The following is a 26188-nucleotide window of genomic DNA, read 5'->3' on the forward strand; positions in this document are numbered from 1 at the left end:
AAGAACAGGAGCCCGCATCATGCCCGTCACCGTGTCCAACCCCCACCGAGGTCAGGGTCTCTCCCTCGACGCACCGTTTCCCTGCGAGGATGCCGGGGCTGTGACACGGCTGTTGCAACGCTGTCCCGCGCATCAGGAGACACCGCTTTTGTCCGTGCCGACGCTGGCCGCCCTCTGTGGCGTTGCCAAGATCCACCTGAAGGATGAGCGCAACCGCATGGGGCTTGGCAGTTTCAAAGCGCTGGGCGCTGCACATGCCATTGCCCGCGCAGCACAAGAGGTGGTCGAGGGCGACAGCTGGACAACGGCGCTCAAGGGACGAACTTTTGTGACCGCTAGCGCTGGCAATCACGGTCTGTCGGTTGCTGCGGGTGCCGCACTCTTTGGCGCGCAGGCGGTGATCTACCTTTCCGAAACCGTGCCAGAAGGTTTTGCGGCGCGGCTGCGTGCCAAGGGGGCCGAGGTGGTGCGCGCGGGCGCGGACTACGAGGCCAGCATGGTCGCGGCAGAAACGGCGGCAGAGGAAAACGGCTGGACATTGCTCTCGGACAGCTCCTGGCCGGGCTATACCGAACTCCCCTATCGGGTCATGGAAGGCTATCTGCAAATGGCTGCGGAGGTTGCGCAGCAGATACCTGAACCACCCACACATATTCTGCTGCAGGCCGGGGTCGGTGGGCTGGCCGCCGCTGTTGCCGCCCATGCGCGCCGGGTCTGGGGCGATGCGCCACAGATCATCGTGGTCGAACCCGAAGCCGCCCCTGCACTTGTCGAGAGCATCAAAGCTGGCGCAGTGGTCGAGACCAAAGGTCCGGCCTCTGCAATGGGACGGCTTGATTGCAAAACGCCGTCGATGATTGCGCTTCAGGGGCTCGCACGGGACGCCGACCTGTTTGTGACCCTCACCGAAGCTGAGGCCGCAGCCGCCGTGGCCACGCTCGAGGCAGAAGGCTTGGCAACCACGCCCTCTGGAGGGGCGGGCATCGCAGCCTTGATCGCCGGTCTGGCGCTACCGCAAAACGCGCGCGTATTTGCGATCCTCAGCGAAGGCCCGGAAGAAGGAACAGGCGATGCCTGAGACCTCCTTGATCTTTCCCGCGGCTGAATATCGAGGTCGCGTTGCGCGCCTTCAGGAGCAGATGACTACAGAGGGCGTAGATGCGCTCTTGTTGACCACGGCCGCGGATGTGTTCTACGTGACTGGCTTTTTGACCCGGTTCTGGGAGAGCCCTGCGCGACCATGGTTCGTCATCGTGCCTGTCTTGGGTGACCCGGTTGCGGTCATCCCCTCGATCGGCGCGCCCCTGATGCAGCGCACATGGATCGAACAGATCCGAACTTGGGATGCGCCGGACCCGGAAGACGACGGCCGAACCTTGTTGATCGACACGCTGACGTCTCTGGTGCCAGATCACGGACATGTGGCTCTACCTATGGGGTTAGAGACACATTTGCGCATGGCACTTTTGGATTACCATGCCGTCCGCAGCGCGCTTGCCCCGCGCCGGGTGGTTGACGGAACCGAGATCCTCCAACGGGTGCGCGAGGTGAAATCCGAGGCCGAGATCGCCAAGATCCGCAGCAGCTGCGCCATCGCGGGGCGCGCCTTTGATCGGGTGCCCGAGATTGCCGGCGCAGGCCGCCCGCTTGATCAGCTGTTTCGCGAATTTCAGGCTCTATTGCTGGAGGAGGGCGCGGATTGGGTCAGTTATCTCGCGGGTGGCGCAGGGCTCGAGGGATATGGAGATGTGATCTCTCCGGCACCATCAGAGCCACTGGTACGCGGCGACATCCTGATGCTCGACACGGGTGCGGTGCGCGAGGGGTATTTCTGTGATTTTGACCGCAACTATGCCATTGGCCCGGCCTCTGATCTGGCAAAACGCACCCATGAGGCGCTGTGGTGCGCGACCCAAACCTGCCTTGAAGCCCTACGGCCGGGGATGCTCGCGCGGGATGTACATCACATCCTATGTGATGCGTTGCGTGCCAAAGGGGCCACGCCCGGAGGCGGGCGGCTTGGGCATGGCCTGGGACTCACTTTGACGGAATGGCCTTCGTTCACTCCCAAGGACACCACCCCGCTGCGCGCAGGTATGGTGCTGACGCTGGAACCCGGTGCGATCACTGGCGCGGATCGGATTCTCGTACATGAGGAGAACATCGTCCTACGCGACAGCGGCGCGGAGCTCTTGTCCCCGCGCGCACCCGCAGAATTGCCGGAGCTGCTGTGATGACGCCTTTTCCCTACGAGATCGCAGAGGATCCGCGCCCGCGACTGGGGCTCATTGCCTTGCAGGTCGATGAAACCATCGAAGAGGATTTTCGGGGAATGTTCCCGCGCCGGGCTGCGCGGCTGCATGTGAGCCGGGTGCCATCGGGGGCAGAGCTCACTCCTGAGACCATCGCCGGGATGGAAGACGATCTGCCGGCGGCTGCCCGCCTGCTACCGCCCGCGGCGCGCTTTGAGGTCATCGCCTACGGCTGCACGTCGGGAACCGGCCAGATCGGCGTCGAGCGTGTCGCAGAGTTGATCCAGACAGGCGCCACCACCAAGGCGGTCAGCAATCCGCTGAGCGCTGCTATAGCCGCTTTGAACGCGCTGGGGGTCTCGCGTGCCGGGATCGTCTCGCCCTATATCGACGCCGTGGCCGCGCCGATCCGTGCAGCATTTGTTGACGCGGGCCTATCGGTGCCTGATATGCTCGGGTTTGGCGAGGAAGTGGAGGCACGCGTCGCCCGGATCGCACCCCGGTCCATTTGCGCTGCGGCCCATGCGCTCGCCGAGCGCAACACGCTAGATGCAGTGTTTCTCTCCTGCACCAACCTGCGCACGCTTGATGTGATCCCGCTGCTCGAACAGCAACTTGGCCTGCCGGTTCTCAGCTCCAATCAGGTCCTGGCTTGGCACATGGCAGCGTTGGCGGGTCTTGAGCTTGATGATCTTGAAGTCCCGGGGCAGCTTGGCAAAAAGGCGGCGCAGCCCTGAGCCACGCCGCCTTTCTGATGCGTCCCCCGGAGAGGGCCCGGAGAGGGCGTGTTTAGACGCGCACCATGTCGCGCGGCATCTCGGAGAAGATCTCCGCGCCGTCTTCGCGCAGGATCACGATCTCCTCGAGGCGGACGCCGAATTTGCCCTCAAGGTAGATGCCCGGCTCGATCGAGAACACATTGCCTTCGCGCAGGACCACATCGGAGTTCGCAGCGATATAGGGCGGCTCATGGATGTCGATGCCAAGACCATGACCGGTGCGATGCAAAAAGCGATCGCCGTAGCCTGCCGCCGCGATCACGTCGCGCGCCGCCTTGTCGATTTCGCTGGCCACGACGCCGGGCTTGGCCACCGCGAGTGCGGCCTGAACCGCTTTCTCGACGGTCTGAAACACCTCTTCATATTCTTCTTCGGGGGTGCCGAAGTAGCCCGAGCGGGTCATATCCGAGGGGTAGCCATCGAGACGGCAGCCGGTGTCAATCAGCACCGCAGAGTTCCGGGCCAACGGTGTGTCACCCGGTGTGTGATGCGGAAAGGCGCCGGAGGCCCCAAAACAGACTGAACAAAACTCCAGCGTCGCGCCGGCGGCAGTATATTCGGATTTGATCAACTCGACGATCTCGCGTTCCGTTACGCCTTCCTTGAGCGCGGCAAAGGCGGCTTTGACCGCTTTGTCGTTGGTCAGATGCGCGGCCTTGATCGCGTGATATTCGCTGTCGTCCTTCGATGCGCGCAGCAGGCTCACGGTGTCATCCGCAAACCGACGGCGCGGCGCTTCGAGCGCGTCCAGCAAGCGCAGGGAAAAATCGGTGCGCATGGTTTCATCAAGCACGACGGAGAGGTTCGGGCGCGTCGCGCCGCAGGCCTTCAGCAGTTCGGCGAGGGCTGCATCCGGGCCTTCATCGTCGCGCCAGGGATGGAACGGCAGGTCCGTGTCCTTGCGGGCAGCCGCGGCATTGAGGGCGGGCATCAGAAAGCCCGCGTAGGACTGGCTCACCAAGAGCATCACCGGGCGCTCGTCACCATGAGGATGCACGCCGGACAGCCAAACCATGTGGCTCGACGGGCCAAGCGCAACAAGATCGGTGCCTGTGAGTTCCATACGGGTGCGCAGAGCGGCGAGGCGGGCGGCGGTCAGCGGAAATTCGGTCATCGAGGCCTCCGGAAAAGAGTGGGGAGAGGAAGAGAGAAAAAGCGGGCCGCCACGGATGCAGCGGCCCACAGTCGGGGAGATTACTGTTTTTCAACCAGACGGTAGAAGACAAAATCCGAGGTGGCGCCGTTCACATAGCCAGAAACGGCCTCGTTCATGGCAACCTGATAGGCGGCCTGGAACATGATCACGATCGGCGACTCGGCCTGCACTTCTTTTTGCAGCTCGCGATACATGTTGAGACGGGCCTCGGCGTCGCTCTCGGTCAGAGCCGCCATGGTTTTCTCGTTGAGCGCATCCGGCACGGCCCATGCATTGCGCCATGTGGTTGTGGCGGCATAGGAGTCGTCTGCGTTGTTGGAGTTATAGGCGAAGGCCTTGGCGTTGGAGTGCGGGTCCATGAAGTCCGGGCCCCAGTACAGCAGCATCGCCTCATGGCTGCGCTCGCGGTACTTGGTGATGACCTGGCTGCCGGTGCCGGGCAGGATCTCAAAGTTGATGCCCGCATCGGCAAAGCTCGCCTGCAACGATTGCGCCATGTCGGTAAAGGGCGCGGCGTTGATCACGTCGAGCGACACGGTGATCGGGGTCTCGATCCCGGCCTCGGACAGAATGCTCTTGGCTTTTTCCGGGTTATAAGAGAACGGCGTTTCGTCATAGGAACCGGGGAAGCCCTTGGGCCAGAACGCCTGGTGGACTTCCATCTGACCTTTGATGATGGTCTCGGTCATGCCCTTGTAGTCCACCAGATAGCGCGCGGCTTCCCAAACGGCGGGGGGCGTCAGGCTTTCGGTCTTCTGGTTGAACGACAGGAAATGCACAGCCGCCTGCGGGTATGTCTCGACCTTGATCTCGCCGCTTTCAAGGGAAGCCACCTGATCGGGTGTCATGTTGCGGGCCAGATCCACGTCGCCCTGCTCCAGCAAAAGCTGCTGGGTCGCGCTTTCGGCCACATGGCGGATGATCACGCTGTCGATCTTGGGCGCGCCGTTGAAATAGGTCGGATTGGCCTGCATGCGCACCATCTGACCCGCCGCATAGCGTTGCAGCGTGAAGGGGCCAGAACCGGCGGCATTGGCGTTGAGCCAGGCATTGCCCATGTCGCCGTCAACTTCGTTTTCCTGCACCAGCTTGCTGTCGACGATGGAGGCAGGGCGCGCAGCCAAGACGTTCAGCACAAACGCCGGAGAGAAGTCGCCGGCGTATTTCACGGTGACGGTGTTGCCCTCGCCCGTGACCATTTCGCCGATGTTATCTGCCGTCCAGCCCAGTTGGGTCAGGATGAAGGCCGGGGTCAGGTTCAGCTTCACCACGCGGGAGAAGGAATAGACCACGTCTTCTGCGGTCACGGGATTGCCAGAGGCAAAGGTCGCCCCATCGCGCAGGGTGAAAGTGATGGTCTTGGCATCCGCATCGGTGACCCATTCCGAGGCCAGACCTGCGGCCAGAACGGTGGTGTCTTCGGCATCGTACTGTACCAGGCGGTCATAGAGGTTGGTCACGAGCTCGCCGGAGGTGAACTCATAGGCCTGCGCCGGGTCGATGGCGACGATATCGTCGATGTTCTGTGCAACCACGAGCACGCCTTCGGGCGTATCAGCCAGTACGGCAGGGGCTGCAAGCGGCAGCATCAAGGCGCTGGCGAGTAGAGTTGTCTTCAGGTGTTTCACAAGAGGTCTCCTTGTTGGAAAAAACGTCAATTGGGCTGTCGCGGCTTACGTGCTCTGCTTGTGGGACAGCTCCGGAAGCTCGATGGCGCCTTTGCGGTTGAGTACGGTCAGCGTCCCGGTCCAGAGGATTCGGGCGTTCTGATCGGTCGGATTGCTCCAGGCATGGGGGGTGTCGCCGCTGTAATGCAGACTGTCGCCCGGCATCATGGAAAAGGTCTGCCCGCCAAGGGTCTGCTGGATTTCACCCTCGAGGACAAAGATGATCTCCTCCCCTTCGTGATGTACCGTTTCAGACACATAACCGGGCGGAATGTGCAGGATGTAAGCGGACATCTCGGACCCCGGAAAATCCGCGCCCAGTGCCTCGTAGCGCAGCGAGGAATCATCCAGAGCAAAGAGCGGGCGGCTACCGGACCGTGTCAGCCCATCCGAGGGTTTGGAGGCCGAGATGAAGTAATCCAACCCCACATCCAGCGCCGCAGAAATCTGCGCCAATGTCCCAAGCGAGGGGGTCGCATTGTCGCGCTCCACCTGACTCAGATAGCCGACCGAAACACCGGACCGATCCGAGAGCGCCTGCAAGGTCAGCTTCAGCTGCTTGCGACGCTTGCGGATCGCTGGACCGACATTGGGCTCTGTTGATGGCTTCTCACGCTGCATGGTCACTCTTCACATAAGGGGCGGACCCGCTGCGCCACTGGCATCAATTCGGGTCACCCGGCTGGATGTTCTTCGTGTAGGCTACAAAAAAAATTTTTGTCAGGCAAAAATTTTTTTGCACATTTCGAAAATTGTTTTATGCCTGAGACACCAACCACCGCGTCCGACGCCGCTCTGACGCAGAGTTTTCATGATGCCAGATCTCCGGCGCGCCGGGGATTTGAAAGGAAAAAGGGGACCAGACCCTTGAGCACAGCCGCGCCTTCACACGCCAGGCTGAAGAAAACCGCCAGCGCATTTGGCGGCTTTGTCATCGTCACCTTCCTGACCTTTGTCGGATTGATGGCGATCACATTCTTCATTGGCCGCGTGATCCCGATTGACCCGGTTCTGGCCGTGGTCGGAGATCGCGCCACGCAAGAACAATACGACGCCGCCCGCATCGCCATGGGGCTGGATCAGCCACTGGTGGTACAGTTCATCACCTATGTGGGCGATGTGTTTCAGGGTGATCTCGGCCATTCGGTGTCCACCAACCGACCCGTCGCAGAGGATCTGGCGCGAGTCTTCCCGGCAACGCTGGAAATGGCAACGCTTGGGATCATCATCGGCGTCGGCATGGGCGTGCCGTTGGGTGTCTGGGCTGCGGCGCGACAAGGCACATGGGTGGACCAACTGATCCGCGTCTTTGCGCTCCTGGGCTATTCGGTGCCGGCCTTTTGGCTTGGTCTTGTGGGGCTGGTCGTATTCTACGCTGGCCTTGGATGGGTCGGCGGTCCGGGGCGTGTCGATATTTTCTACGAGGGGCTGGTGGAACCGCGCACGGGCCTGTTGCTGGTTGATTCCCTGATCGTGGGCGACTGGGAGGTGTTCTGGAGCGCGCTTGACCACCTGATCCTGCCTGCCACCATCCTTGGGTTCTTCTCGCTGGCCTATATCGCGCGCATGACCCGCAGCTTCATGCTGGATCAGCTCGGCCAAGAGTACATCACCACCGCCCGTGTCAAAGGCGTGTCGGAATGGCGAGTGATCTGGACCCACGGCTTCCGTCCGATCCGGGTGCCGCTGATCACCGTGATCGGCCTCTCTTATGCCGCCTTGCTCGAAGGCTCGGTGATGATCGAGACGGTCTTTAGCTGGCCAGGCATCGGCAACTATCTGACCGTGGCACTGCTCAACGCCGATATGAATGCCGTCCTTGGCGCAACCTTGGTGATCGGGTCGGTCTTCATTCTCATCAACAAGCTGTCGGATGTGCTCTACCGCATTCTCGACCCGCGCAGCCGATAGGAGGGTGCCATGACAACGATGACAAACTGGCTGCTCGACGACTCCCCCAGCTCCCGCCTGCAGGCCTCCTTGGGTCACAGCTACCGTGTGACACGGATGCTGATGCGCAATCCTCTTGCCGTGGTGGGCGCCGTGATTCTGCTGGTGCTGATCCTGGCGGCCATCTTTGCGCCGTGGATCGCACCGCATAGTCCGCTGGGCCAAAACCTCGGTCAGCGCCTGCTGCCGCCTTCGGCAGAGCATTGGATGGGCACCGATGAGCTGGGCCGCGACATTTTTAGCCGCGTCATCTATGGCGCACGCATCACCTTGCTGATCGTGGCACTGGTGGCAGTAATCTCGGCCCCGCTTGGGCTGCTCATCGGAGCGGTGTCCGGCTATTTCGGCGGCTGGACGGACAAGATCATCATGGGCGTGACGGATGTGTTCCTGTCGATGCCAAAGCTGATCCTCGCGCTTGCCTTTGTCGCAGCACTTGGGCCGGGGATTGAGAATGCGATTATCGCCATCGCCATCACATCCTGGCCCGCCTATGCCCGAATCGCGCGCGCCGAGACACTGACCTTCCGCAACTCGGAATTCATCTCGGCCATGCGTTTGCTGGGGGCGTCGCACACGCGGATCATCACCCGCCATGTGCTGCCGCTCTGTACCTCGTCGATGATCGTGCGGGTGACGCTGGATATGGCGGGGATCATCCTGACCGCAGCCGGTTTGGGCTTTCTGGGGCTTGGCGCACAGCCGCCGCTACCCGAATGGGGCGCGATGATCTCGCGCGGTCGGGCCTTCATCCTCGATCAGTGGTGGGTCGCCACCATGCCCGGCTTTGCCATCATTATCGTCTCTCTGGGCTTCTGCTTCCTGGGCGATGGTCTGCGCGATGTGCTGGACCCCAAACAGGGAGGCAAATCATGAGCGATATGCCACTTTTGGAACTGGAAAACCTGCGCGTGAGCTTCCCCACGCCGCAAGGGCGCGTCGAGGTGGTCAAAGGCCTGTCCTTCACCTTGGGCCGCGAACGGCTCGGCATCGTCGGCGAAAGCGGGTCGGGCAAATCCATGACCGGCCGCGCGATCCTGCGCTTGGTGCGAAAGCCGGGACGCCAGCAGGCTGATCGCATGATCTTTGACGGCATCGACCTGCAAAAGCTATCGGAAGGCAAGATGCGAGACCTGCGTGGCGCGCGGATCTCGATGATCATGCAGGACCCGAAATTCTCGCTCAATCCGGTGATGACCATCGGCGCACAGATCGCCGAGGCGCTCAAGACCCACGAAAGCCTGGCCCGCAGCGAGGTCAAATCTCGGGTGCTGGAGATGCTGCATTCCGTGCGCATCAACGATCCCGAACGGGTGGTGAACCTCTACCCGCATGAGGTCTCGGGCGGTATGGGCCAGCGCATCATGATCGCCATGATGCTGATCCCGCGCCCGGATCTGCTGATCGCGGATGAGCCGACCTCGGCGCTGGATGTCTCGGTGCAGGCGCAGGTTCTGGACCTCATCGACGAGCTGGTGCGCGACAAGGGCATGGGGCTGATCCTGATCTCGCATGACCTCAATCTGGTGGCGCGCTATTGCGACCGCATCCTCGTGATGCACGCGGGCGAAGTGGTCGAAAGCTACGCTGCAGAGGACCTGCACAAAGCGACGCATCCCTATACCCAAGGCCTGCTGGCGGCGGTGCCTCGGATGGAAGAAACGCGCGAGGAACTCCCCGTCCTCGACCGCAGCGCATGGAGCGGCACATGAGCGCGATCATTTTGAAAAACCTCGATATCTCCTATGGCCACACCAAGGTGGTTGAGGGCGTGAATATCGAGGTCGCCGAGGGTGAAAGCTTTGCTCTGGTCGGTGAAAGCGGCTCTGGCAAGTCCACGATCCTGAAGGCCATCGCAGGCCTCGCGCCCGACTGGAGTGGCGAGATTTCGGTGCTGGGACAGCCCCGCGGTCGCGCTGTGGATCAAGGTTTTGCCACCCGCTGTCAGATGGTGTTTCAAGACCCTTACGGGTCACTACATCCGCGCAAATCCGTGGACACGGTGCTGAGCGAGCCACTCAAGATCCATGGGCTGGGCAATCGTGATACCCGCGTGATCGAGATGCTCGCCGCCGTGGGCCTCGACCAGCGGTTCCGCTTTCGCTACCCTCATCAGCTTTCGGGCGGGCAACGCCAGCGGGTCGCCATTGCGCGCGCCCTGATGCTGGAACCCAAGGTAATGCTCCTTGATGAGCCCACATCAGCGCTGGATGTCTCGGTACAGGCGGAAATCCTGAACCTTTTGAAAAAACTGCGCCGCGAGCAGGGGCTGACCTATCTGATGGTCACCCACAACCTGCCTGTCGTGAGCTTCATGTGCGACCGCATGGCGGTGATGAACAAGGGCCGCATCGTCGAGATCGCGCCCGCAACCGCGCTCCACGATGGCAGTTTCACCGACCCCTATACGCAATCCCTTTACGCCGCATCTGGCGGCAATCCAGACCGCAAGGACTAAGACATGACGGACACTCACACAGCGCGCCTGAATTTTGAAAAAGCGCTGTCGGACGCCACCACCCAAGATCAGGCCTATGATGCGCTTTGTGCGCTGACCAAGGCCACCGTGGACGCAAAGCTGTTTACGGTAATGACCGCCGATATGGACGCCATGCTCGCACGGCGGGTCTATACAGATGACGCGGAGAACTATCCGACGACCGGGACCAAAGAAATCGAGATGAACCGCTGGTTCGAGCAGGTTCATGGCCGTCACGAGACCTTTGTGTCCAACACATTGGCCGACATAGACACCGTCTTTCCCGATGCGGAGCTGATCGGCAAGCTCGGCTGCGGGTCGGTCATAAACCTGCCGGTGATCCTTGGCGGCAAGATGGTGGCCACGATCAACATCCTGCACGAAGAGGGCTATTACACCCCCGAGCGCGTCGCACTGGCACAAGAGGTCCTGACCCTTCCAGCAATGGCCGTGCTTGCGCTCGCCGCCTGAAAAGACACCCGCGTATCCCGGACAAGGTGCCGGGATACGCTTCTATTGTGACAGTCTTCCTTGCCCGCAGTCCTTGAATTAAGGCCCTGAAGAACCTTATATTTTCACACAGGGAGCATGCCGTTCCTGGTGCGGGCCTGAAATTCCGGGGAACAAAACCCGTCTCCCGCCGTTGTCTCCCCGAAGCCCACAGAGGGTGGGCACTGAAACACGGCAAAGGAGACACCCGATGCTTAGTTGGGCACTGGCATTTCTCGTGATCGCGCTGATTGCAGCCGTCTTTGGCTTTGGCGGCATCGCCAGCGCCTCGGCTGGGATCGCGCAGATCCTGTTTTTCATTTTCCTCGTGATGTTTGTCGTCGCGCTGATATTGCGCGCGGTGCGTGGCTAACAGCCACAGTCACAGCCACCACACCACACAACCTCCCTTTGGAAAGGAGATACCATGTCAAACGCATTGAATGTTAAACCGCAGTTGGCCCCCGTCGAAACTGGCGTGCGTGACACCAAAGCGATCGCTGAAGGCCTGAGTGACGTTCTGGCGGACACCTACCGCCTCACGCTCAAGTCTCATATCTACCACTGGAATGTGGAGGGGCCACTGTTCTTCTCACTGCACAACCTCACCGAGGAGCAGTACCAGAACATGTTCGCCGCCGCCGACGAGCTGGCAGAGCGCATCCGCGCCCTCGGCCATCTCACACCGGGCAAGATCAACGGTGTTTTGTCCGACAGCATTGTCGACGACCTCGGTCAGATGCCCAGCGCAGGCGAGATGTGTAAGGATCTGGAACAAGACCATATGAAACTGGCGCACCGCCTGCATGCGCTCGTCGAACTTGCCGAAGAGCGAAAGGATATGGTGACCGGTGACCTTGCAACGGAACGCGCAGCGTTTCACGAAAAAGCAGCTTGGATGCTGCGGGCTTTGTCTGCCTCGTAAGCCAGCAGTGATCCAAATCCGCGCCCCACACGCCCTCTGGTGTGTGGGGCGCGGCTATTTTGAAATGTGGATTCTGAAAGCGCCGCATATGGCGGTCAGTTCCATAGAAAAAGCCCCGGACCAATCCTTGTCCGGGGCTTGTTGCGCGCTTTCCCTTAACTGGTGAGTGTATCGGTCGAGGCAAAGAACATCGCCTGACTGATCGCAGAGATCACCTGGTCGGGCACATAAGGCTTTGCGATCATAAAGGCGGGCTCGTGACGTTCACCGGTCAGCAGACGCTCCGGGAAGGCGGTGATAAAGATCACCGGAACGTCGCCCAGCTCCTCCAGAAGATCCGCCACCGCGTCGATGCCGCTTGAATTGTCGGCAAGCTGAATATCGGCAAGGATCAGGTCGGGCTTTTCCTCGAGCCCCAGTTTCACCGCAGCCTTGCGCGTGCGCGCAATCCCAGTGACCTCGTGGCCCATCATGGAACAGATGCCTTCGAGGTCCATGGCGATGATGGCCTCGTCTTCGATGATCATGATCTTGCCGCTCACGGATTGCTGCATCTCGTCGCGGGCCAGCTGGATCAATCCTGCAGCCTCGCTCTCAGACAGATCCATGATGAGAGCAACTTCGCCAACAGAGAAGGCTTCGACAGTATTGAGCAAGAGTGCCTCTCGGGTGTTTGCCGTCAGCGAGGACAGATGCTGCAGCGCCCGCGCACGGGGGCCTTCATCGGCCTCCAGCACCGGCTGACCAGAGCTGCTCCAGAGAGTGTGAAACACTTTGAACAATGCCACCTTGCCGCCTGCGCTCTGCGCATCAAAACAAGACGGATCGGCAAGGATCGCTTCGAGAGTCGAGGCCGCATAGGCATCACCGGATTGCTGTGCCCCGGTGAGCGCGCGCGCATAGCGGCGCAGATAAGGCAGATGCGGAGTAATCACGTCCGACAGTGTCAGAGCCTGGCCTGTGGTAGAGGTCGACAATTTTTTTCTCCTGTCACCAATATTTCTCGGAACAAACGCATGTCTCGCGCGTTTGTTCCATGGAAATGCATTTTTTTGCGCGCGAGAGTCATAGGTGTTGCGGGAGAGACGAATGGCCAACAAATTTTCACAGCAGCCGTGGGACACGCTGATCGACGAGAACCTCAAGCGGGTTTTCGACGAAGATGCGAATGCGGATTTGCCACCGCATCTGATGGACCTACTTGACCAATTGGACAAGATCCCGGTCGCAGAGGGGTCGCAGGGCGCCCCAGATGCGTCCGCGTCTTCTGGCGAGGAGGCCGATTAAATGGACAGACAGAGCGCCAAGGCTGAATTGACCAGCCATATGAAGGTGCTGCGCGCCTTCGCCATGAGCCTGACCCGCAATGATGCGGCGGCGGATGATCTTGTACAGGACACGGTTCTCAAAGCGTGGAGCAACCTCGACAAGTTTCAGGAAGGCACCAACATGCGCGCCTGGCTCTTCACCATCCTGCGCAACACCTTTTACTCGGGCCGCCGCAAGGCAGTAAGAGAGGTGGAGGATTCCACCGGCAGCATTACCGAGAGCCTTTCGGTCAAACCCGCTCATGACGGACGTCTGCAACTGGAAGAGTTCCGGCGTGCCTTGGGTGAATTGCCCGTGGAACAGCGCGAAATCCTGACCCTGATCGGGGTGCTGCAATATTCCTACGAAGAGGCCGCCGAGGTCTGTGGCGTCAAGGTGGGCACCGTCAAAAGCCGTCTCAACCGGGGCCGTGAGGCGCTTGCAGCCAAGATGCAGTTGGATGCGAATGAGCAGTTGGAACTGACCGATGCTGCCACCCACGCGGTTGTTGCAGCCAACAATGGGACTGCCGCGTGAACCGAATGAACTTCCCGTCTCTCGCCCTCTTGAAGGGCGGGGACGCCCGCACGCACGAAACCTCGCTCTCTGAAGATCCGACCGCGCAGAACCGCGCAGCAGGCTGGACTCGCAGCCTGTCCCTGCGACTTGCGGTCATGCTTTCGATTGCCATGGTGCCACTGGGTCTGATCGCGGTTGATCAAACCGTCCGGCTACAAAAAGAGGTCAACTCCTCCAACAACCTCAGCCTTCAGGCGCTCACTGCGGAATTTGCACAAGAAGAGCGCGAGATCATTAAATCCGCCTTCGCATCGGCAGAAACCCTGGCGCTTTCGGTGCCCGAAATCGCACATGACCTGTCGCGATGCAGCTCTTTGATGCGGCGCTTCATCTCCACCACCGATGCGCGCTACAGCTTTGCAGGGTTCCTGCCCCAGGACGGGGTTATGGCCTGCGCGTCAAGCGGCGGGACAATCGACTACTCCGAAAACCCCGATTTCCCAGATTGGATGCGCCGTCCAAAGCGCGAAATACGGGTGAATTCTTATGGGCCCGTGGCTGGCTCTGCGGTGCTGATCATATCCGAACCCGTTTTTGCCAGCACGGGCGTATTTCTCGGCAACCAGATCATTCATGTTCCACATGATCGCATCGACCAACAGTTCCAGACCAAGCTTGGGGATCGCCCTCTGGATCTTGTCACCGTCAGCGCAGAGGGAGAGATCCTGAGCGCATCCGGTGCGCGCGAAACAGCCCTAGAGCGGCTCCCGATTGATCTGACCCTTTCAGAGCTGATCTCGATACATGACGGCCAGATCGAAGCCAAAAACGCAGCGGGCGAGGTCAGGCTGTTCTCGATTGTTCCAATCCTCAGCGATACCTTTTATGTGATCGGCAGCTGGGATCCTGAAGGGATCAGCCTGGCGCAAGAGACCAGCGCGCTGCGCTATCTTTTTTTGACACCTGCGCTCTTTCCCATCCTGATGTGGCTCGTCAGCCTGGTGCTGATCTATGTGGCGCTGGATCATCAGGTTGTGCGGCACCTGCGCGTGATCGGATTGCAGATGCGCCAATTTGCAAGTTCCCGTGTACTGCCCGATGTGCAGACCAACGGGTTGATGCCGCATGAATTGGAAGTGATCCAGAACCAGTTTACCTATGTGGCCGAAAAACTGCTTCATGATGAAGCGCACCTGTTTGACGCGATGCACGACAAGGATGTGCTGCTGAAGGAGTTGCACCACCGGGTCAAAAACAATCTTCAGCTGATCTCCTCCATCATCTCGATGCAGATGCGCCGCACGCGCAATCAGGTGACAGCGGCGGCGCTCAAGACCGTGAACCAGCGAGTGACAAGCATGGCGACGGTGCATCAGACGCTCTATCAGGCATCGGAACTCGGTCAGGTCCAAGCCAACGATCTTCTGCGCGATGTGGTGCGCCCGCTGACGGAGCTGGCACCTACCACCGCACCAGTGCCCAAGATCGACATCACCTTGGACCCTGTGGTGCTCTATCCGGATCAGGCGGTTCCTCTTGCGCTTTTGACGGTGGAGGCTGCAACCAATGCGTTGAAATATCTCGGCGTCGACAAGGCCGGAAATCGATGGGTCCGCGTGTCTCTGAAGACGATCGAGGACGGACGGGTCTGCCTGATGATCTCCAATTCCACCAATGATGAGACCGATTTCGAAGATGAGGGCACGGGGCTTGGCAGCCAATTGATCCGAGGCTTTGCACGCCAGCTCGAATGCAGCCCCGAGATCACCGAGGGTGAAGACAGCTACGCCATCAGCGTGACCTTCGACACCCTGCCGTTTGACTCCGAAGATACGGGCAAGACCGGCATTGAGGACGAGGACTGACAGCTGTCTCGCACCTTCGTCGCGCGCAATCATCGCTGATTTGCAAAGGTCGGTCCTGCCCCGGCTGGCGCGGGAGCCTTGGCGCGTGTGAACTCTGATCTGGGCTGCGGGTGCGCCGCACCCGTCAGAGCAGGTGTAGGGCGGCCCCGCCAAGTGCCAGCCCCAGTCCCGCGACCGTCACCAGCGCGATCAGCCCGTCCCCGGTCAACATTGACAAAGCCAGCAGAGCGACCACGCCCCCCAAAATCGACGAGGTAAACGGCACGATTTCGAGAAAGGGCATAATCAGACCGCAGAGCAGGCAGAGGCCCTGTATCACCCGCAAGAACGGCGGCGTCAGCAAGAACGTCAACCGGCGCTTGAACCGATGATCGAGCCATGCTGCAAATGCGCGCAGCATGCGAATGGCATATTGTGTCTTGTCCGCTGGCAACGACCGCTTCGACAGTACCTCGGGCATCCACAAGTGGTTGCGCCCCATCAGCATCTGCACCGAGATCAGCGCAATCGTGACGCCGCACGCGGAGGAAAACAGCGGAATGCCACTGAGCGGCGAGACCAATGCGAGCGACGGAGCCAAGAGCACCGCAGCAATTGATTTGACCCCCAACTCATCCATGAGGTCCGACACCCGCAACCCGTCCGCCCCCTCGCGCAAGAGGGCGTCGGTCTGGTCCAGGACGTCTTCGACTGGGTGGCTGGTCTGGGTCATCGCATCCGTTTTCTCGTAACTTCGGGCTCGGAGATAAAACGTGGCGACAGCAAAAAAGTTCCCTCCTGCCTCGCGGCTATTTCAGCGGCCCAAACGGAGGCGGAACAACATTGCTGCGAAATTTTCTATAAAAATCAGGAACATTTCATCGCTGCTGCGTGTTCTTGCGGCAGATCCCTCGGGGATACGACCACCGGAAGAAGGAGTGAAAAGATGAAACATCTGATCCGAACCACTGCCCTTGTCGCAACCATGGCAACCGCCGCAGGCGCATCAACGATGGTGCAGGACATTGATGTCACCGCCGATGTAAGCGCACTTGAAAACCGGGACGCCGTGTCGGTCTGGGGCGCGCTCGAGACTGACCTGGAGACAGCGTTGGCTGCGCAATTGGTGGATCAGATCGCTTATGAGGGTGCTGAAGACGCCGCCGATATCCACATTGAGATCGACACGCTGGCGCTGGCCTCCAGCCTTGAGACCGAAATGGGCCTTGCCAACTCAGTTCTTGAGGGGGACGTCTCTGTGGATCTGCCGGGCAGCCAGTACGATCAGCGTTACAGCTTGACGGTGCGCGCCGAGCAGGCGCACGTCCACTATCCCCAAGGCACTGATGTGAGCGCGCTCAATGTGGGCAGCGAGGTCTTCTACACCGCGATGGTTGACGCTTTTGCCGCCCATGTGGCCGAGAAACTGAAATAACGGAGGGACATCATGCGTATGCGATACCTGTCTTTGCTTGCCATCCTGGGGTTGGCAGCCTGCGAAACAGCGGAGGGTCTGGGCCGCGATGTGTCCACCCTCGGGGCTGAAATCGAACAAGAGGCGCAGGAGGCTCAATAACCTCTTTGCACAATCCCCGGCGCCCGCTGCGCCGGGGATTTTTTACCCCGCCTTCGCGCGGCGCAATGCCAGCGGCATCAGAACGGTCAGGATCATCAGCCGCATTACGTGATGGGCGGCCACAAAGGCTGGATCAAGCCCGAGGGTGACCGCGATGGCGGCCATGGCCTCTACCCCGCCGGGGGCAAACGCCACGATCAGCAGGGCCGGAGACAGGCCCATGACCTGCATGGCCACACCAATCGCGATCAGCGTGACCGTGACATTGATGCCCGTCACCCAAAGCCCCGCGGCAAAATCGACCTTCAAATCTGCAAGCCTCTGTCCCACAAAGCGCGAGCCAATCAGCGTCCCCATCACCAGAAACGCCAGAATGGTTGCAGCTTCCGGAGGTCGCCCCGGTGTCACCGCAAAGATATGTCCGGCGGCGCTGCAAAAGATGCCCGCCAGCAAATAGGCGGCGGGAATGTTCAATCGATCAAACACTGCGCCCACCACCAAAGTGACCCCCACCAAAGCCGCCAGATGCCAGTTTGAGAGCACATATTCGGGCATGAGCTCCACACCCGTTGCGCCAAACACCAACGAGACCAGCACCGGCACACAAAGGGTGAGAAACAGCACCCGGATGCTCTGGACCACCGCAATCCGAGAGGTCTGCCCTCCGTCACTGAGCGACAGCGCCAGCACATAGCTCAGATGCCCCGGCGCAGCCGCCAGAGCCGCATCACGCGGACTGAACCGCATCCAGCGCTCAAGACCGATGCGGCTGATCTGCAAAGACACAAAGAGGCTCACTGCAAGGATCGCGATGGTCACGGGCCATGCCAGCGCCGAGGCCAGCATTTCACGCGTCACGCTGCTGCCGATATTGATCCCCAAGAGCACAAAGGCCGTGGTCCTGAGCCACACGGGCATCCGGATCGGCAAACCAAACAGTGCAGCCAGAGACACCGCTGCCGCTGAACCGGTCAGGGGGGCCGAGGGAAATCCAATCGCTTCAAAAATCAATGTGCCAAGCACGGCAACGCCAAGCGCGCCCACAAGGCCAAACACGTCAGTTAGGGTCATACGTCCATCTGTATTTGGGCGGGGTCGGTCCCTTGTTGCGCCCGCCCTGTTGCTGCTGCTCCCATGCGTGGGACAGAATGCCCACCGAACGCGACAGGCAAAACAGCCCCCGCGCCAGAGGCGGGGCAAAGCCAAGCTCCGCGTAGATCACAGCCGTTGCCCCATCGATGTTCATTGGCAGGGCAGTTCCTTTTTCTGCCGAGATATGCGCCTCGATGGCTTCGGCAATGCGCAGAAACCGTCCCGAGACAGCCCCCGTTTCGGCGATTTCGGACACCAGCGCCATCAGGCGCGGCGCACGGGGGTCGGTCGGTTTGTGAAACCGATGACCAAAGCCTGGGATGATCTTGCCGTGCTCTGCGCGCCAATCATCAAGCGCCGTTGCCAGATCCCCGCCGTGGGCGTCAACGTGGTGATACAGCTCCACCGCCTGCTGCCCGGCCCCGCCGTGCACGTCGCCAAGCATATTCACCGCCGTCGCCATCGCATTGTTCAGGGGCAAGCCGCAGGTCACGGCCATCCGCGCCGCGGCAATCGAGGGGGCTTGCGGGCCATGATCCACGGCCGAGACCAAGGCGGCCTCGAACAAACGCGACTGCGGCGCCGTGGGTCGGTCCCCACGCACCATTAGCCAGATCATCTCGGCAAAGCTGACGTTGCCAATGAGATCCTGAATTGGGTGACCCCGAAGCTCGATACGGCCCGGTTCCATGTCGATGATCGACGTGCGCCACCAATCACTCACATCGCTCATATCACGCGCTCCTGTCGCAAGGTTTCGATCTCTTCTGCGCTGAGGCCGAGGTCCTGCCAGATGCTGGTATTGTCGGCACCAAGCACGGGTGGCGCCTGATCCGGGACCGGGCGATGGGTGCCAAACCGCACGGGCGCGCCCGCAAGCGACAGCGGCGCGCCTTCGGTCTCGACCTCAGCAATCAGGCCACGATCCTTGATCTGAGGCTCTTCGAGAATTTGCGGCACCGTCAGCACCGGCCCCGAGGGCACGCCCAGCGCGTTGAGTTCGGCCACCCAGTTGGCGGCAGGCCGGGTCCGCAGCACGCATTCGAGTTCCGCGCGCAGCATGTGCCGGTTGCGTTTACGATCCTCACGGGTTGCATAATCCGGGTGGTCGAGCAGATCCGCGCGTCCGAGATGGCGCGCCATGGATTGCCATTGCTCATCCCGGTTTGCGGCTACATTGATCGGACCATCCGCACAGGCAAAGGTGCCCGAGGGCGCAGAAGTTGTGTTCTCATTGCCATGCGCGCCCGGCGTCTGCCCCGCGATCAGGTGGTTGGAGACCACCCATCCCATGGTGGAGATCACCGCCTCGGTCATGGAGATATCCAGAAACGCGCCGCGCTCCGGATCGTTGAGCGCTGCCGAGATTGCAAACGCGGCCGTCATGCCGCCCACAGTATCGGCAAGCGGATACCCCACACGCAATGGTGCGCTTTCGCCATCGCCGGTGATCGACATCACGCCGCTGATGCCCTGCACGATCTGGTCATAGGCGGGGTTGTTCTTCCACGGGCCATCTTGGCCAAAGCCGCTGATGGCGCAGTAGATGAGGTTTGGATTTTCCGCCTTGAGGACCTCATAACCGAGCCCCAGCCGGTCCATGACTCCCGGGCGAAAATTTTCGACCAGGACATCAGAGCTGCGGACAAGGCGCTTGAGAAGCGCCTTGCCAGTTTCATGTTTCATGTCGAGGGTCACGGATTTCTTCTGCGCGTTCTGCGCCAGAAAACTGACCCCCATCAGGGATTTATTCCGCTCCGGGTCGGCACCCAGTTGGCGAGCAAGATCGCCGGTGCCGGGGCGCTCGACCTTGATGACTTCTGCCCCCAGCAGGGCCAGCTGATAACAGCAATACGGCCCTGCTAGCACATTGGTCAGGTCGAGGACCCGAACACCCGAGAGCGGTTTAATCCCCATCAGCCACCCCGGCAGCACGGGCGCGGGCACGGCGGGCCCGATAGCTCGGCACGATCACCAACAGGATGGCGAGCACCAGCAGACCCAGCGTCATCGGACGGTCCAGAATGAAGGACACCCCGTCATAGATCTGCATCGAGCGGGCAAAATTATCCTCCAGCATCCGCCCCAGAATGAAGCCGATGAGCAGAGGCGCCAGCGGATAATCCGCAAACCGCAGCACTGTCGCGCAGATCCCGAAGCCCACGAGGATTAACAGCTCTGTCGCGTTGTTCTGCCCGATGTAGGATCCCATAAGGGTGAAGAACAGAATGAACGGAATGAGATAGTTGCGCGGGATCGACAGGACTTTGGCGATATAGGGGATGAGCGGCAGGTTCAGGACCAGGAGCACGAGGTTGCCGATATACATCGAGATGATAACCGCCCAGAAGATATGCGGGCTGTCCACCATCAGCCGCGGCCCCGGCGTCACATTGAGTGCGATGAGCGCCCCCAACAGGATCGCCGTGGTGCCCGACCCCGGAATACCCAGCGTCAGGAGCGGTACAAACGAACCGGTACAGGCCGCATTGTTTGCGGTCTCTGGCGCGGCAAGCCCCTTGATGGAGCCTTTGCCGAACTCCTTTTGCTCGGATTCAGTGGCAATGTTGCGCTCCACCGCATACCCGAGGAAGGACGCAATCGTCGCGCCTGCGCCCGGGAGCACCCCGATAAAGAAGCCCTGGATGGACTGGCGTCCGATCACGGGCGCGATCTTGCGCGCCTCCTGGCCGGAGATCCGCAAGCCTGTGATCTTGCCCCCGTTCTCGCCCCCTTGAGCAGCGCGTTTGGGGTTCATCACCAGAAAGATTGCTTCAGGCAGGGCAAACATTGCCATCGCCAGCGTGATGAAGCTGAAGCCAGATTGCAGATCCATCAGCCCCATGGTGAAGCGCGGCATATTGAACAAGGCGCCCTCGCCCACCGTGGCCATCATCAGCCCCAGAAGCGTCATCATCAGGGCCTTGGCCACATTGCCGGTGCCTGCAAAGGCCGCAATCGCGGAAAGACCCACGACCATCAGCGCGAAATACTCGGCCGAGTGGAACAGGAGTGCGACCGTCGACAGCATCGGCGCAAAGACCATCAACAGAATCGCACCGATGGTGCCCCCCATGAAGGACGAGATCGCCGCAATGGTCAGCGCCTTGCCGGCCATGCCTGCGCGCGCCATCGGATAGCCATCGAAACTGGAGGCCACGGTGCCCGCCACCCCCGGCGCATTGAGCAGGATCGACGAGGTCGAGCCCCCAAAGATCGCACCATAATAGACCCCGGCCAACAAGATCAGCGCGGCAGAAGGATCGCCCAGCGTGATCGCAACGGGGATCATGATTGCAATGATGGACATGGGGCCAAGCCCCGGCAGCATCCCGATGAATGTCCCGATCAGACAACCGCCGATCACCATCAGGATGTTTGTGAGAGAGAAGGCCGTAGAGAGGCCGATCATCAAACCTTCGAGCATCTGAGCCTCCGATTATCCGAGAAAGAACGGCAAGGGCCGCAAGAAAATGCCCAGCACGCCCTCAACGAGATACCAGACAACGCCGGTAGCAAAGGCCGCAACTGGGATCAAAATCCACAGCTTGCGCTCGCCAAGGATCATCGCGCCCACGATCAGGAACCCGGAGGTGGACAGCAAGAACCCCGCCGGGCGCAGCAAAAGCGCATAAGCGACCATCAGCCCCAGCAAGAGCGCTGCCTGACCGATGTTGTAGTCCCCAAGACGGCGGTAATCGATGTCCGGAGTCTTGGTCTCGCCACTGGGTTTTTCGAGTCCCAGCACAATCACGGCAGCGGTGATGATTGACAGAACGGCCAGAACCTTGGGGAAGGTGCTCGGCCAGATCGGGTTTCTCTGCATGAACGGCGGCAGCAGCTGATCCATGGTGAAAAAGGCCGCATAGCCATAGGCCAGAGCGATGCCGAGAATGATCAGCGCGATCCAACGGTCGAGCGCCATGATCTCCTCCTGTTTTTGATGTGAGGGGGTACGGGAAAGGGTCCGGCGCCGGGAGTGGCGCCGGACCTAAGGTCACTGCTCGAAGATTAGAGGAAGCCCAGTTGCTTCATCAGGTCGCCGATGACCTTTTCCTGACCTTCAAGGAAGGCTTTGAACTCATCGCCGGAGTTGTGGATGTTGACCCAGCCGTTGCGCGCGCGCACGTCTTCCCACTCAGGGGTGTCATACATCTTGGCCAGCACGTCCTGATAGGCGGCAACCTTGTCTTCAGACAGGCCCGGCGCGCCAAAGAACCCACGCCAGTTCACAAAGGTCGTGTCCAGACCCTGCTCTTTCATAGTAGCGGCCGCATCATAGGCCGGGACGCGCTCATCCGCGGTCACGCCGAGGATTTTCACTTCGCCGGCTTCGGCCAATGCGATCGCCTCGGAGAACCCGGTGGAGAGCGCCTTGATTTCGCCAGACAGGAGCGCAGCCATCGCCTTGCCGCCCGCATCATAGGGGATGTATTTCAGCGCGGTCGGATCTTCGCCCGCAGACTGCATCACCATCGCTGCAACAAGGTGATCCATGCCGCCGGGAACCGAGCCACCGCCGACAGCAGTGCCGCGCGGATCTTCACGGTAGGCCGCAAGGAACTCTTCCATGTTGTTGATCGGGCTGTCCTTGGCCACGACCAGTGCCGCGTAGTCGCCAATGGTGCCCGCAACCAGCGTCAGGTCACGGAAGTTGTGCGGGAACACGCCGGTCAGGGAGCGGATCACGATCGGGGTGGAGTTCACCATCAGCGTGTCTTCAAGGCTCTCGGCGTTCTCGATGAGATACCCGATGGCCTTGCCACCGCCACCGCCGGACATGTTTTCATAGGATGCGGTGCCCACAAGACCGGATTTGGTCAGCGCCTCACCCGTGCCACGGGCGGTACCGTCCCAGCCACCACCGGCGCCACCGGGGATCAGAAAGTGCAGCTTATCGAGCGCCTGCTCGGCCATCACCGGAGAGCCGAAAGTCAGAGCCGCAGCAGCAGCAGCCATCAGGGTGCGACGACCCAGTGCAAAAGATGTCATAATGTTCCTCCCATTTGACAAACGCGCAAAAGCGCGATCATGAATCATGGTATTCCGGCCCAAGCTGACACAAACCTGACACGGAGCAGATGTTTCGCCGCCATGCGCTACTTACTCGTCGAAGATAACGATCAGCTGGCCAATGCGGTGCTCGATAGGCTCACGCTGGACGGACATGTTGTGGACCGGGCACCGGACCTTGGTACGGCGGATGATTTTATGGCGACCACGGAATACGACATGATCCTGCTCGATATCATGCTGCCGGATGGCGATGGGCGGCAGTTCCTGCAGGCGCATCGAGCTGCACAACGGGATACACCTGTGATTGTATTGACCGCACGTTCTGAAGTCTCGGACCGGGTCAGTGTCCTGGATCTCGGCGCCGATGATTATATCGTCAAACCCTTCGATTTTTCCGAACTTGAGGCCCGGTGCCGGGCCGTACAACGCCGCAGATCCGGGGGAGCCAGCAATATTCACAGCTTTGGCGATGTGGTATTCGATCCTCTCGCCTGCACCCTGACAGTGAACGGACGCGAGGTGCGACTTCGCAACCGGGAATTGCGCCTCTTTGAGATCTTCATTGCGGCCCCCGATCAGGTTTTCTCCAAATCCAAGCTGGTGGATCGGCTGTTTTCCTACGACGTCGATGCTTCTGAAAACGCGATCGAAGTCTATGTCGGACGGCTGCGCAAACACCTTGAAGGGGCGCGGGCGCAGATCGTCACCGTGCGTGGGCTGGGCTACCGGCTGAGCCTCTCATGAGCACGCCAATCCTGCTCCGGGGCTCTATTCGCAGGCGGCTCATTATCCAGTTGCTGACAGGGGCCGCGCTGTTGGCGGGGCTGATGTTTTTGGTGGTTCAGAACTATGCGCGCGACCTCGCCGGGCAAAGTCAGGATGAAATCCTTTCGGCGTCTGTGACCGCGATTCTTGATTCGGCATCGGTGCGCAACGGAGATCTGACCGTCGACATCCCCTATTTCGCCTTCTCCATGCTTGGCAATATCAGCGAAGATCGCGTATTCTACGCCATCACACGCAACGGCGCCTTTATGACGGGATATTCCGATCTGCCCCGACCGGTCGCCAGCACCGGCCTCTCGCCGCGGTTTCAAACCGCGCAATATGATGGCGAGGAGATCCGCATGGCCACGGCCACCCGGCGTCTTTCTGTAAGCGGCACACCCGATTTCATCGAAGTGACCGTCGCCCAGACACGGTATGGTTTGCGACAGCAGCTTGCTGGGATTTCGCAAACGGTGGCCGGGTTCGGCATTGGCTTTTTTGCGATTGCCGCCTTCTTTGGCATCCTCGCCGCCCAATCCGCGATCCAGCCCCTGCGTGCGCTTGCCGGGGCTGTGTCGCGCCGGGGGCTGTCGGACCTGCGTCCGGTTTCGGCTCCGGTGCCTGCCGAGATGGAATCTCTTGTGGGCGCGCTCAATGGTTTCATGAGCCGGCTCAAAACCTCGCTATCGCGCTCGGAGGACCTGATCGCAGAGGCTGCACATCGCGTCCGGACCCCGCTTACAACCGTACGCACACAGGCCGAGATCACCCTGCGACGGGTCGACAAGCCCGAGAACCGCCAGGCCGTGCGCGAGATGATCCGCGCCATTGATGAGAGCAGCCGGGCCGCAGGGCAGCTTTTGGATCACGCCATGGTTTCCTTTCGCTCGGACCACCTGGAGATGGAAGACGTAGAGCTCACACGCCTTGCCCGCGACGCTGTTTCGCGCCTGCACCCGATGGCAGAGCTGCGCGACATCGACATAGAAATCACGCTGCCCGATGCGCACATGGTCGTCAAAGGCGACCCGATCTTGATGCAGAGCGCGCTTTTGAACCTTCTGGACAACGCCATCAAATACGCGCCCCCCGACAGCATCGTGCATGTCACCGTTCGCCCCACAGAGAGCGGCGCGGAGATCACTGTGCGCGACGAAGGCGCAGGCTTTCCCAAGGCCGACATGGGCCGGTTGACACGCCGCTTTGTGCGGGGCGGCAATACCGAAACCGTTGTGGGGTCCGGTCTCGGTCTCACGATTGCAAATGAGGTCGCCCGCGCCCATGGCGGCCGCCTGTTCCTGACCAATCACAGCGACAAAGGTGGCGCATGCGCAAGCTTGTCTTTTCCCTTGGCCTGATTTTTTCGGGCCTGATCAGCCTTGCGCTTGCAGCGCCACTTCAGGCCTTTGAAATCGAGGATCAAATCAGCGTAGGCCCCGCGGACGCGCGCCGGGTACTTCGGGTGATCTCCACCGGGGACGCAGAGTTTTTTGAGCCGACGTTGCGTGAATTCCTGTCTGATCTTCCAGATGTCCGCATCGTTTATACCGTGGCCAGTTCCGGCGAGATGATGAAGGCGCTCGACGAGGACGGATTTGACGCTGATCTGGCGATCTCCATTGCAACGGACCTGCAGACCAAGCTGGTGAATGACGGTCAAGCGCAGCCCTATAGTTCGGCCACAACAGAGCGGCTCCCGGCGTGGGCGCGCTGGCGCGATCATCTCTTTGCCTTCACCCAGGAACCGGCAGCGGTTGTATTGTCGCGCAAGGCGCTGGAAGGGTTGCCGATGCCCCAGAACCGCCAGGACCTGATCGCCCTGATCCGGGATTACCCGGAACGATTCCAAGACAAGGTCGGCACCTATGACATCCGCGCATCTGGCTTGGGCTATCTCTATGCCACACAGGATGCACGCACCTCGGAAACTTACTGGCGCCTCAGTGAGGTCATGGGGTCGGTTGGATTGCGGCTCTATTGCTGCTCCAGCCAGATGATCGACGATGTCGCTACTGGCGAATTGGCAATGGTTTACAACGTCTTGGGCAGCTATGCGCGTGAGAAAAGCAATTGGGATGACGTGATCGTGCTGCTGCCGCAGGATTACACGGTTGTCGCCCTGCGCACCGCTTTCATCCCCCGCGACAGTCAGGCGCCCGAACTGGCAGGGTTGATGATCGACCATCTGATTGCCCGAGGCTGGCAGGCAGCCCCCGGTGCGTTCTCGGTGCTGGACGACGATTCATGGAGCGATGATGCCCAGGCCCTCCGTCGCATTCGCATGGGGCCCGGGCTGCTGGTCTATCTCGACGCGCTCAAGAAGGCAGCCTTCCTGGAGGAGTGGAGCAGCGCCGTATTGCGCTAGGGT

Annotated in this window: 29 protein-coding genes; 18 read left to right on the forward strand and 11 right to left on the reverse strand. The window is 60.6% G+C overall.

The window, feature by feature from the left end:
* Positions 1-19: 19 nt before the first annotated feature.
* Genes ACZ1HH_RS12800 through ACZ1HH_RS12810 form a run of 3 tightly spaced genes read left to right on the forward strand, consistent with a single transcriptional unit; the run spans position 20 to position 2989 of the window.
* Entirely contained in the window at positions 20-1078 is a 1059-nt protein-coding gene (locus tag ACZ1HH_RS12800; RefSeq protein WP_472636816.1) for a pyridoxal-phosphate dependent enzyme, read from the forward strand.
* Positions 1071-2234 carry a M24 family metallopeptidase gene (locus ACZ1HH_RS12805; protein ID WP_472636817.1) on the forward strand — a complete coding sequence of 388 codons (1164 nt, stop codon included), beginning with the start codon at positions 1071-1073 and terminating at the stop codon, positions 2232-2234. The genes ACZ1HH_RS12800 and ACZ1HH_RS12805 overlap by 8 nt, the downstream gene beginning before the upstream one ends.
* Positions 2234-2989: a maleate cis-trans isomerase family protein gene (locus tag ACZ1HH_RS12810; RefSeq protein WP_472636818.1), complete on the forward strand. Its 756-nt coding sequence runs from the start codon at positions 2234-2236 to the stop codon at positions 2987-2989. Before ACZ1HH_RS12805 ends, ACZ1HH_RS12810 begins: the two co-directional genes overlap by 1 nt.
* Before the next feature lie 52 nt (positions 2990-3041).
* Here ACZ1HH_RS12810 and ACZ1HH_RS12815 read toward each other — a convergent pair whose 3' ends face one another.
* From ACZ1HH_RS12815 to ACZ1HH_RS12825, 3 genes are all read right to left on the reverse strand, one after another.
* Positions 3042-4145 carry a M24 family metallopeptidase gene (locus tag ACZ1HH_RS12815; RefSeq protein ID WP_011540026.1) on the reverse strand — a complete coding sequence of 368 codons (1104 nt, stop codon included), beginning with the start codon at positions 4143-4145 and terminating at the stop codon, positions 3042-3044.
* An 80-nt stretch (positions 4146-4225) separates the two neighbouring features.
* Positions 4226-5815: an ABC transporter substrate-binding protein gene (locus ACZ1HH_RS12820; protein WP_416369218.1), complete on the reverse strand. Its 1590-nt coding sequence runs from the start codon at positions 5813-5815 to the stop codon at positions 4226-4228.
* Between the two features lie 45 nt (positions 5816-5860).
* Complete coding sequence (locus tag ACZ1HH_RS12825) at positions 5861-6475, reverse strand: helix-turn-helix domain-containing protein (RefSeq protein WP_416369219.1); 615 nt, start codon at positions 6473-6475, stop codon at positions 5861-5863.
* Positions 6476-6721: 246 nt separating this feature from the next.
* Between ACZ1HH_RS12825 and ACZ1HH_RS12830 the strand changes: the two genes are divergently transcribed.
* The 7 genes from ACZ1HH_RS12830 (at position 6722) to ACZ1HH_RS12860 (ending at position 11697) form a co-directional block, all read left to right on the forward strand.
* Positions 6722-7765, forward strand: a complete 1044-nt coding sequence (locus ACZ1HH_RS12830) for an ABC transporter permease (protein ID WP_416369220.1) — start codon at positions 6722-6724, stop codon at positions 7763-7765.
* A gap of 9 nt (positions 7766-7774) precedes the next feature.
* Complete coding sequence (gene nikC, locus ACZ1HH_RS12835) at positions 7775-8680, forward strand: nickel transporter permease (RefSeq protein WP_011540030.1); 906 nt, start codon at positions 7775-7777, stop codon at positions 8678-8680.
* Positions 8677-9516, forward strand: coding sequence for an ABC transporter ATP-binding protein (locus ACZ1HH_RS12840; RefSeq protein WP_472636819.1), 840 nt, complete (start codon positions 8677-8679; stop codon positions 9514-9516). The genes nikC and ACZ1HH_RS12840 overlap by 4 nt, the downstream gene beginning before the upstream one ends.
* Positions 9513-10262 carry an ABC transporter ATP-binding protein gene (locus tag ACZ1HH_RS12845; RefSeq protein ID WP_011540032.1) on the forward strand — a complete coding sequence of 250 codons (750 nt, stop codon included), beginning with the start codon at positions 9513-9515 and terminating at the stop codon, positions 10260-10262. The genes ACZ1HH_RS12840 and ACZ1HH_RS12845 overlap by 4 nt, the downstream gene beginning before the upstream one ends.
* Positions 10263-10265: 3 nt before the next feature.
* Positions 10266-10754, forward strand: a complete 489-nt coding sequence (locus ACZ1HH_RS12850) for a GAF domain-containing protein (protein WP_472636820.1) — start codon at positions 10266-10268, stop codon at positions 10752-10754.
* 229 nt (positions 10755-10983) lie between these two features.
* Positions 10984-11145 (forward strand): DUF1328 domain-containing protein, encoded by a 162-nt coding sequence (locus ACZ1HH_RS12855; RefSeq protein WP_044026923.1) that lies wholly within the window; start codon positions 10984-10986, stop codon positions 11143-11145.
* 54 nt (positions 11146-11199) lie between these two features.
* On the forward strand, positions 11200-11697 hold the full coding sequence (locus ACZ1HH_RS12860; RefSeq protein WP_011540035.1) for a Dps family protein: 498 nt from the start codon (positions 11200-11202) through the stop codon (positions 11695-11697).
* 155 nt (positions 11698-11852) lie between these two features.
* Here the strand turns inward: ACZ1HH_RS12860 and ACZ1HH_RS12865 are convergent, their stop codons facing one another.
* Positions 11853-12674, reverse strand: coding sequence for a response regulator (locus ACZ1HH_RS12865; protein ID WP_011540036.1), 822 nt, complete (start codon positions 12672-12674; stop codon positions 11853-11855).
* Positions 12675-12786: 112 nt separating this feature from the next.
* On the opposite strand from ACZ1HH_RS12865, the gene ACZ1HH_RS12870 reads away from it, so the two are divergent.
* Genes ACZ1HH_RS12870 through ACZ1HH_RS12880 form a run of 3 tightly spaced genes read left to right on the forward strand, consistent with a single transcriptional unit; the run spans position 12787 to position 15389 of the window.
* Positions 12787-12984, forward strand: coding sequence for a NepR family anti-sigma factor (locus tag ACZ1HH_RS12870; RefSeq protein WP_416369225.1), 198 nt, complete (start codon positions 12787-12789; stop codon positions 12982-12984).
* Complete coding sequence (locus tag ACZ1HH_RS12875; protein ID WP_011540037.1) at positions 12985-13542, forward strand: RNA polymerase sigma factor; 558 nt, start codon at positions 12985-12987, stop codon at positions 13540-13542. It begins immediately after the preceding gene.
* Between the two features lie 5 nt (positions 13543-13547).
* The gene (locus tag ACZ1HH_RS12880) at positions 13548-15389 is read left to right on the forward strand and encodes a sensor histidine kinase (RefSeq protein WP_487320447.1); all 1842 of its coding nucleotides are present in this window, start codon (positions 13548-13550) and stop codon (positions 15387-15389) included.
* Between the two features lie 124 nt (positions 15390-15513).
* Here ACZ1HH_RS12880 and ACZ1HH_RS12885 read toward each other — a convergent pair whose 3' ends face one another.
* On the reverse strand, positions 15514-16101 hold the full coding sequence (locus ACZ1HH_RS12885; protein WP_472636823.1) for an exopolysaccharide biosynthesis protein: 588 nt from the start codon (positions 16099-16101) through the stop codon (positions 15514-15516).
* 213 nt (positions 16102-16314) lie between these two features.
* Between ACZ1HH_RS12885 and ACZ1HH_RS12890 the strand changes: the two genes are divergently transcribed.
* Complete coding sequence (locus ACZ1HH_RS12890) at positions 16315-16803, forward strand: hypothetical protein (RefSeq protein WP_472636824.1); 489 nt, start codon at positions 16315-16317, stop codon at positions 16801-16803.
* A gap of 12 nt (positions 16804-16815) precedes the next feature.
* Positions 16816-16944, forward strand: a complete 129-nt coding sequence (locus tag ACZ1HH_RS12895; RefSeq protein WP_044026926.1) for an entericidin — start codon at positions 16816-16818, stop codon at positions 16942-16944.
* 42 nt (positions 16945-16986) lie between these two features.
* Here ACZ1HH_RS12895 and ACZ1HH_RS12900 read toward each other — a convergent pair whose 3' ends face one another.
* From ACZ1HH_RS12900 to ACZ1HH_RS12925, 6 genes are all read right to left on the reverse strand, one after another.
* A complete protein-coding gene (locus tag ACZ1HH_RS12900) occupies positions 16987-18015 on the reverse strand; it encodes an AbrB family transcriptional regulator (RefSeq protein WP_011540041.1) in 1029 nt (342 codons plus the stop codon).
* The gene (locus tag ACZ1HH_RS12905) at positions 18002-18769 is read right to left on the reverse strand and encodes a citryl-CoA lyase (RefSeq protein WP_011540042.1); all 768 of its coding nucleotides are present in this window, start codon (positions 18767-18769) and stop codon (positions 18002-18004) included. The genes ACZ1HH_RS12900 and ACZ1HH_RS12905 overlap by 14 nt, the downstream gene beginning before the upstream one ends.
* Complete coding sequence (locus ACZ1HH_RS12910; protein ID WP_011540043.1) at positions 18766-19953, reverse strand: CaiB/BaiF CoA transferase family protein; 1188 nt, start codon at positions 19951-19953, stop codon at positions 18766-18768. Before ACZ1HH_RS12910 ends, ACZ1HH_RS12905 begins: the two co-directional genes overlap by 4 nt.
* Positions 19943-21463, reverse strand: a complete 1521-nt coding sequence (locus ACZ1HH_RS12915) for a tripartite tricarboxylate transporter permease (protein WP_472636825.1) — start codon at positions 21461-21463, stop codon at positions 19943-19945. The genes ACZ1HH_RS12910 and ACZ1HH_RS12915 overlap by 11 nt, the downstream gene beginning before the upstream one ends.
* A gap of 12 nt (positions 21464-21475) precedes the next feature.
* Complete coding sequence (locus tag ACZ1HH_RS12920) at positions 21476-21961, reverse strand: tripartite tricarboxylate transporter TctB family protein (RefSeq protein ID WP_416369231.1); 486 nt, start codon at positions 21959-21961, stop codon at positions 21476-21478.
* Between the two features lie 86 nt (positions 21962-22047).
* The gene (locus ACZ1HH_RS12925) at positions 22048-23028 is read right to left on the reverse strand and encodes a tripartite tricarboxylate transporter substrate binding protein (protein ID WP_011540046.1); all 981 of its coding nucleotides are present in this window, start codon (positions 23026-23028) and stop codon (positions 22048-22050) included.
* A 102-nt stretch (positions 23029-23130) separates the two neighbouring features.
* Here ACZ1HH_RS12925 and ACZ1HH_RS12930 point away from each other — a divergent pair, with 102 nt between their 5' ends.
* The 3 genes from ACZ1HH_RS12930 to ACZ1HH_RS12940 are packed head-to-tail and all read left to right on the forward strand — an operon-like array spanning position 23131 to position 26185.
* Positions 23131-23796 carry a response regulator transcription factor gene (locus tag ACZ1HH_RS12930; protein WP_044026928.1) on the forward strand — a complete coding sequence of 222 codons (666 nt, stop codon included), beginning with the start codon at positions 23131-23133 and terminating at the stop codon, positions 23794-23796.
* A complete protein-coding gene (locus tag ACZ1HH_RS12935) occupies positions 23793-25178 on the forward strand; it encodes a sensor histidine kinase N-terminal domain-containing protein (RefSeq protein WP_416369232.1) in 1386 nt (461 codons plus the stop codon). The genes ACZ1HH_RS12930 and ACZ1HH_RS12935 overlap by 4 nt, the downstream gene beginning before the upstream one ends.
* Positions 25148-26185: an ABC transporter substrate-binding protein gene (locus ACZ1HH_RS12940; RefSeq protein ID WP_044026929.1), complete on the forward strand. Its 1038-nt coding sequence runs from the start codon at positions 25148-25150 to the stop codon at positions 26183-26185. Before ACZ1HH_RS12935 ends, ACZ1HH_RS12940 begins: the two co-directional genes overlap by 31 nt.
* Positions 26186-26188: the final 3 nt, after the last annotated feature.

This window comes from Epibacterium sp. HA2-3, from assembly GCF_055693725.2.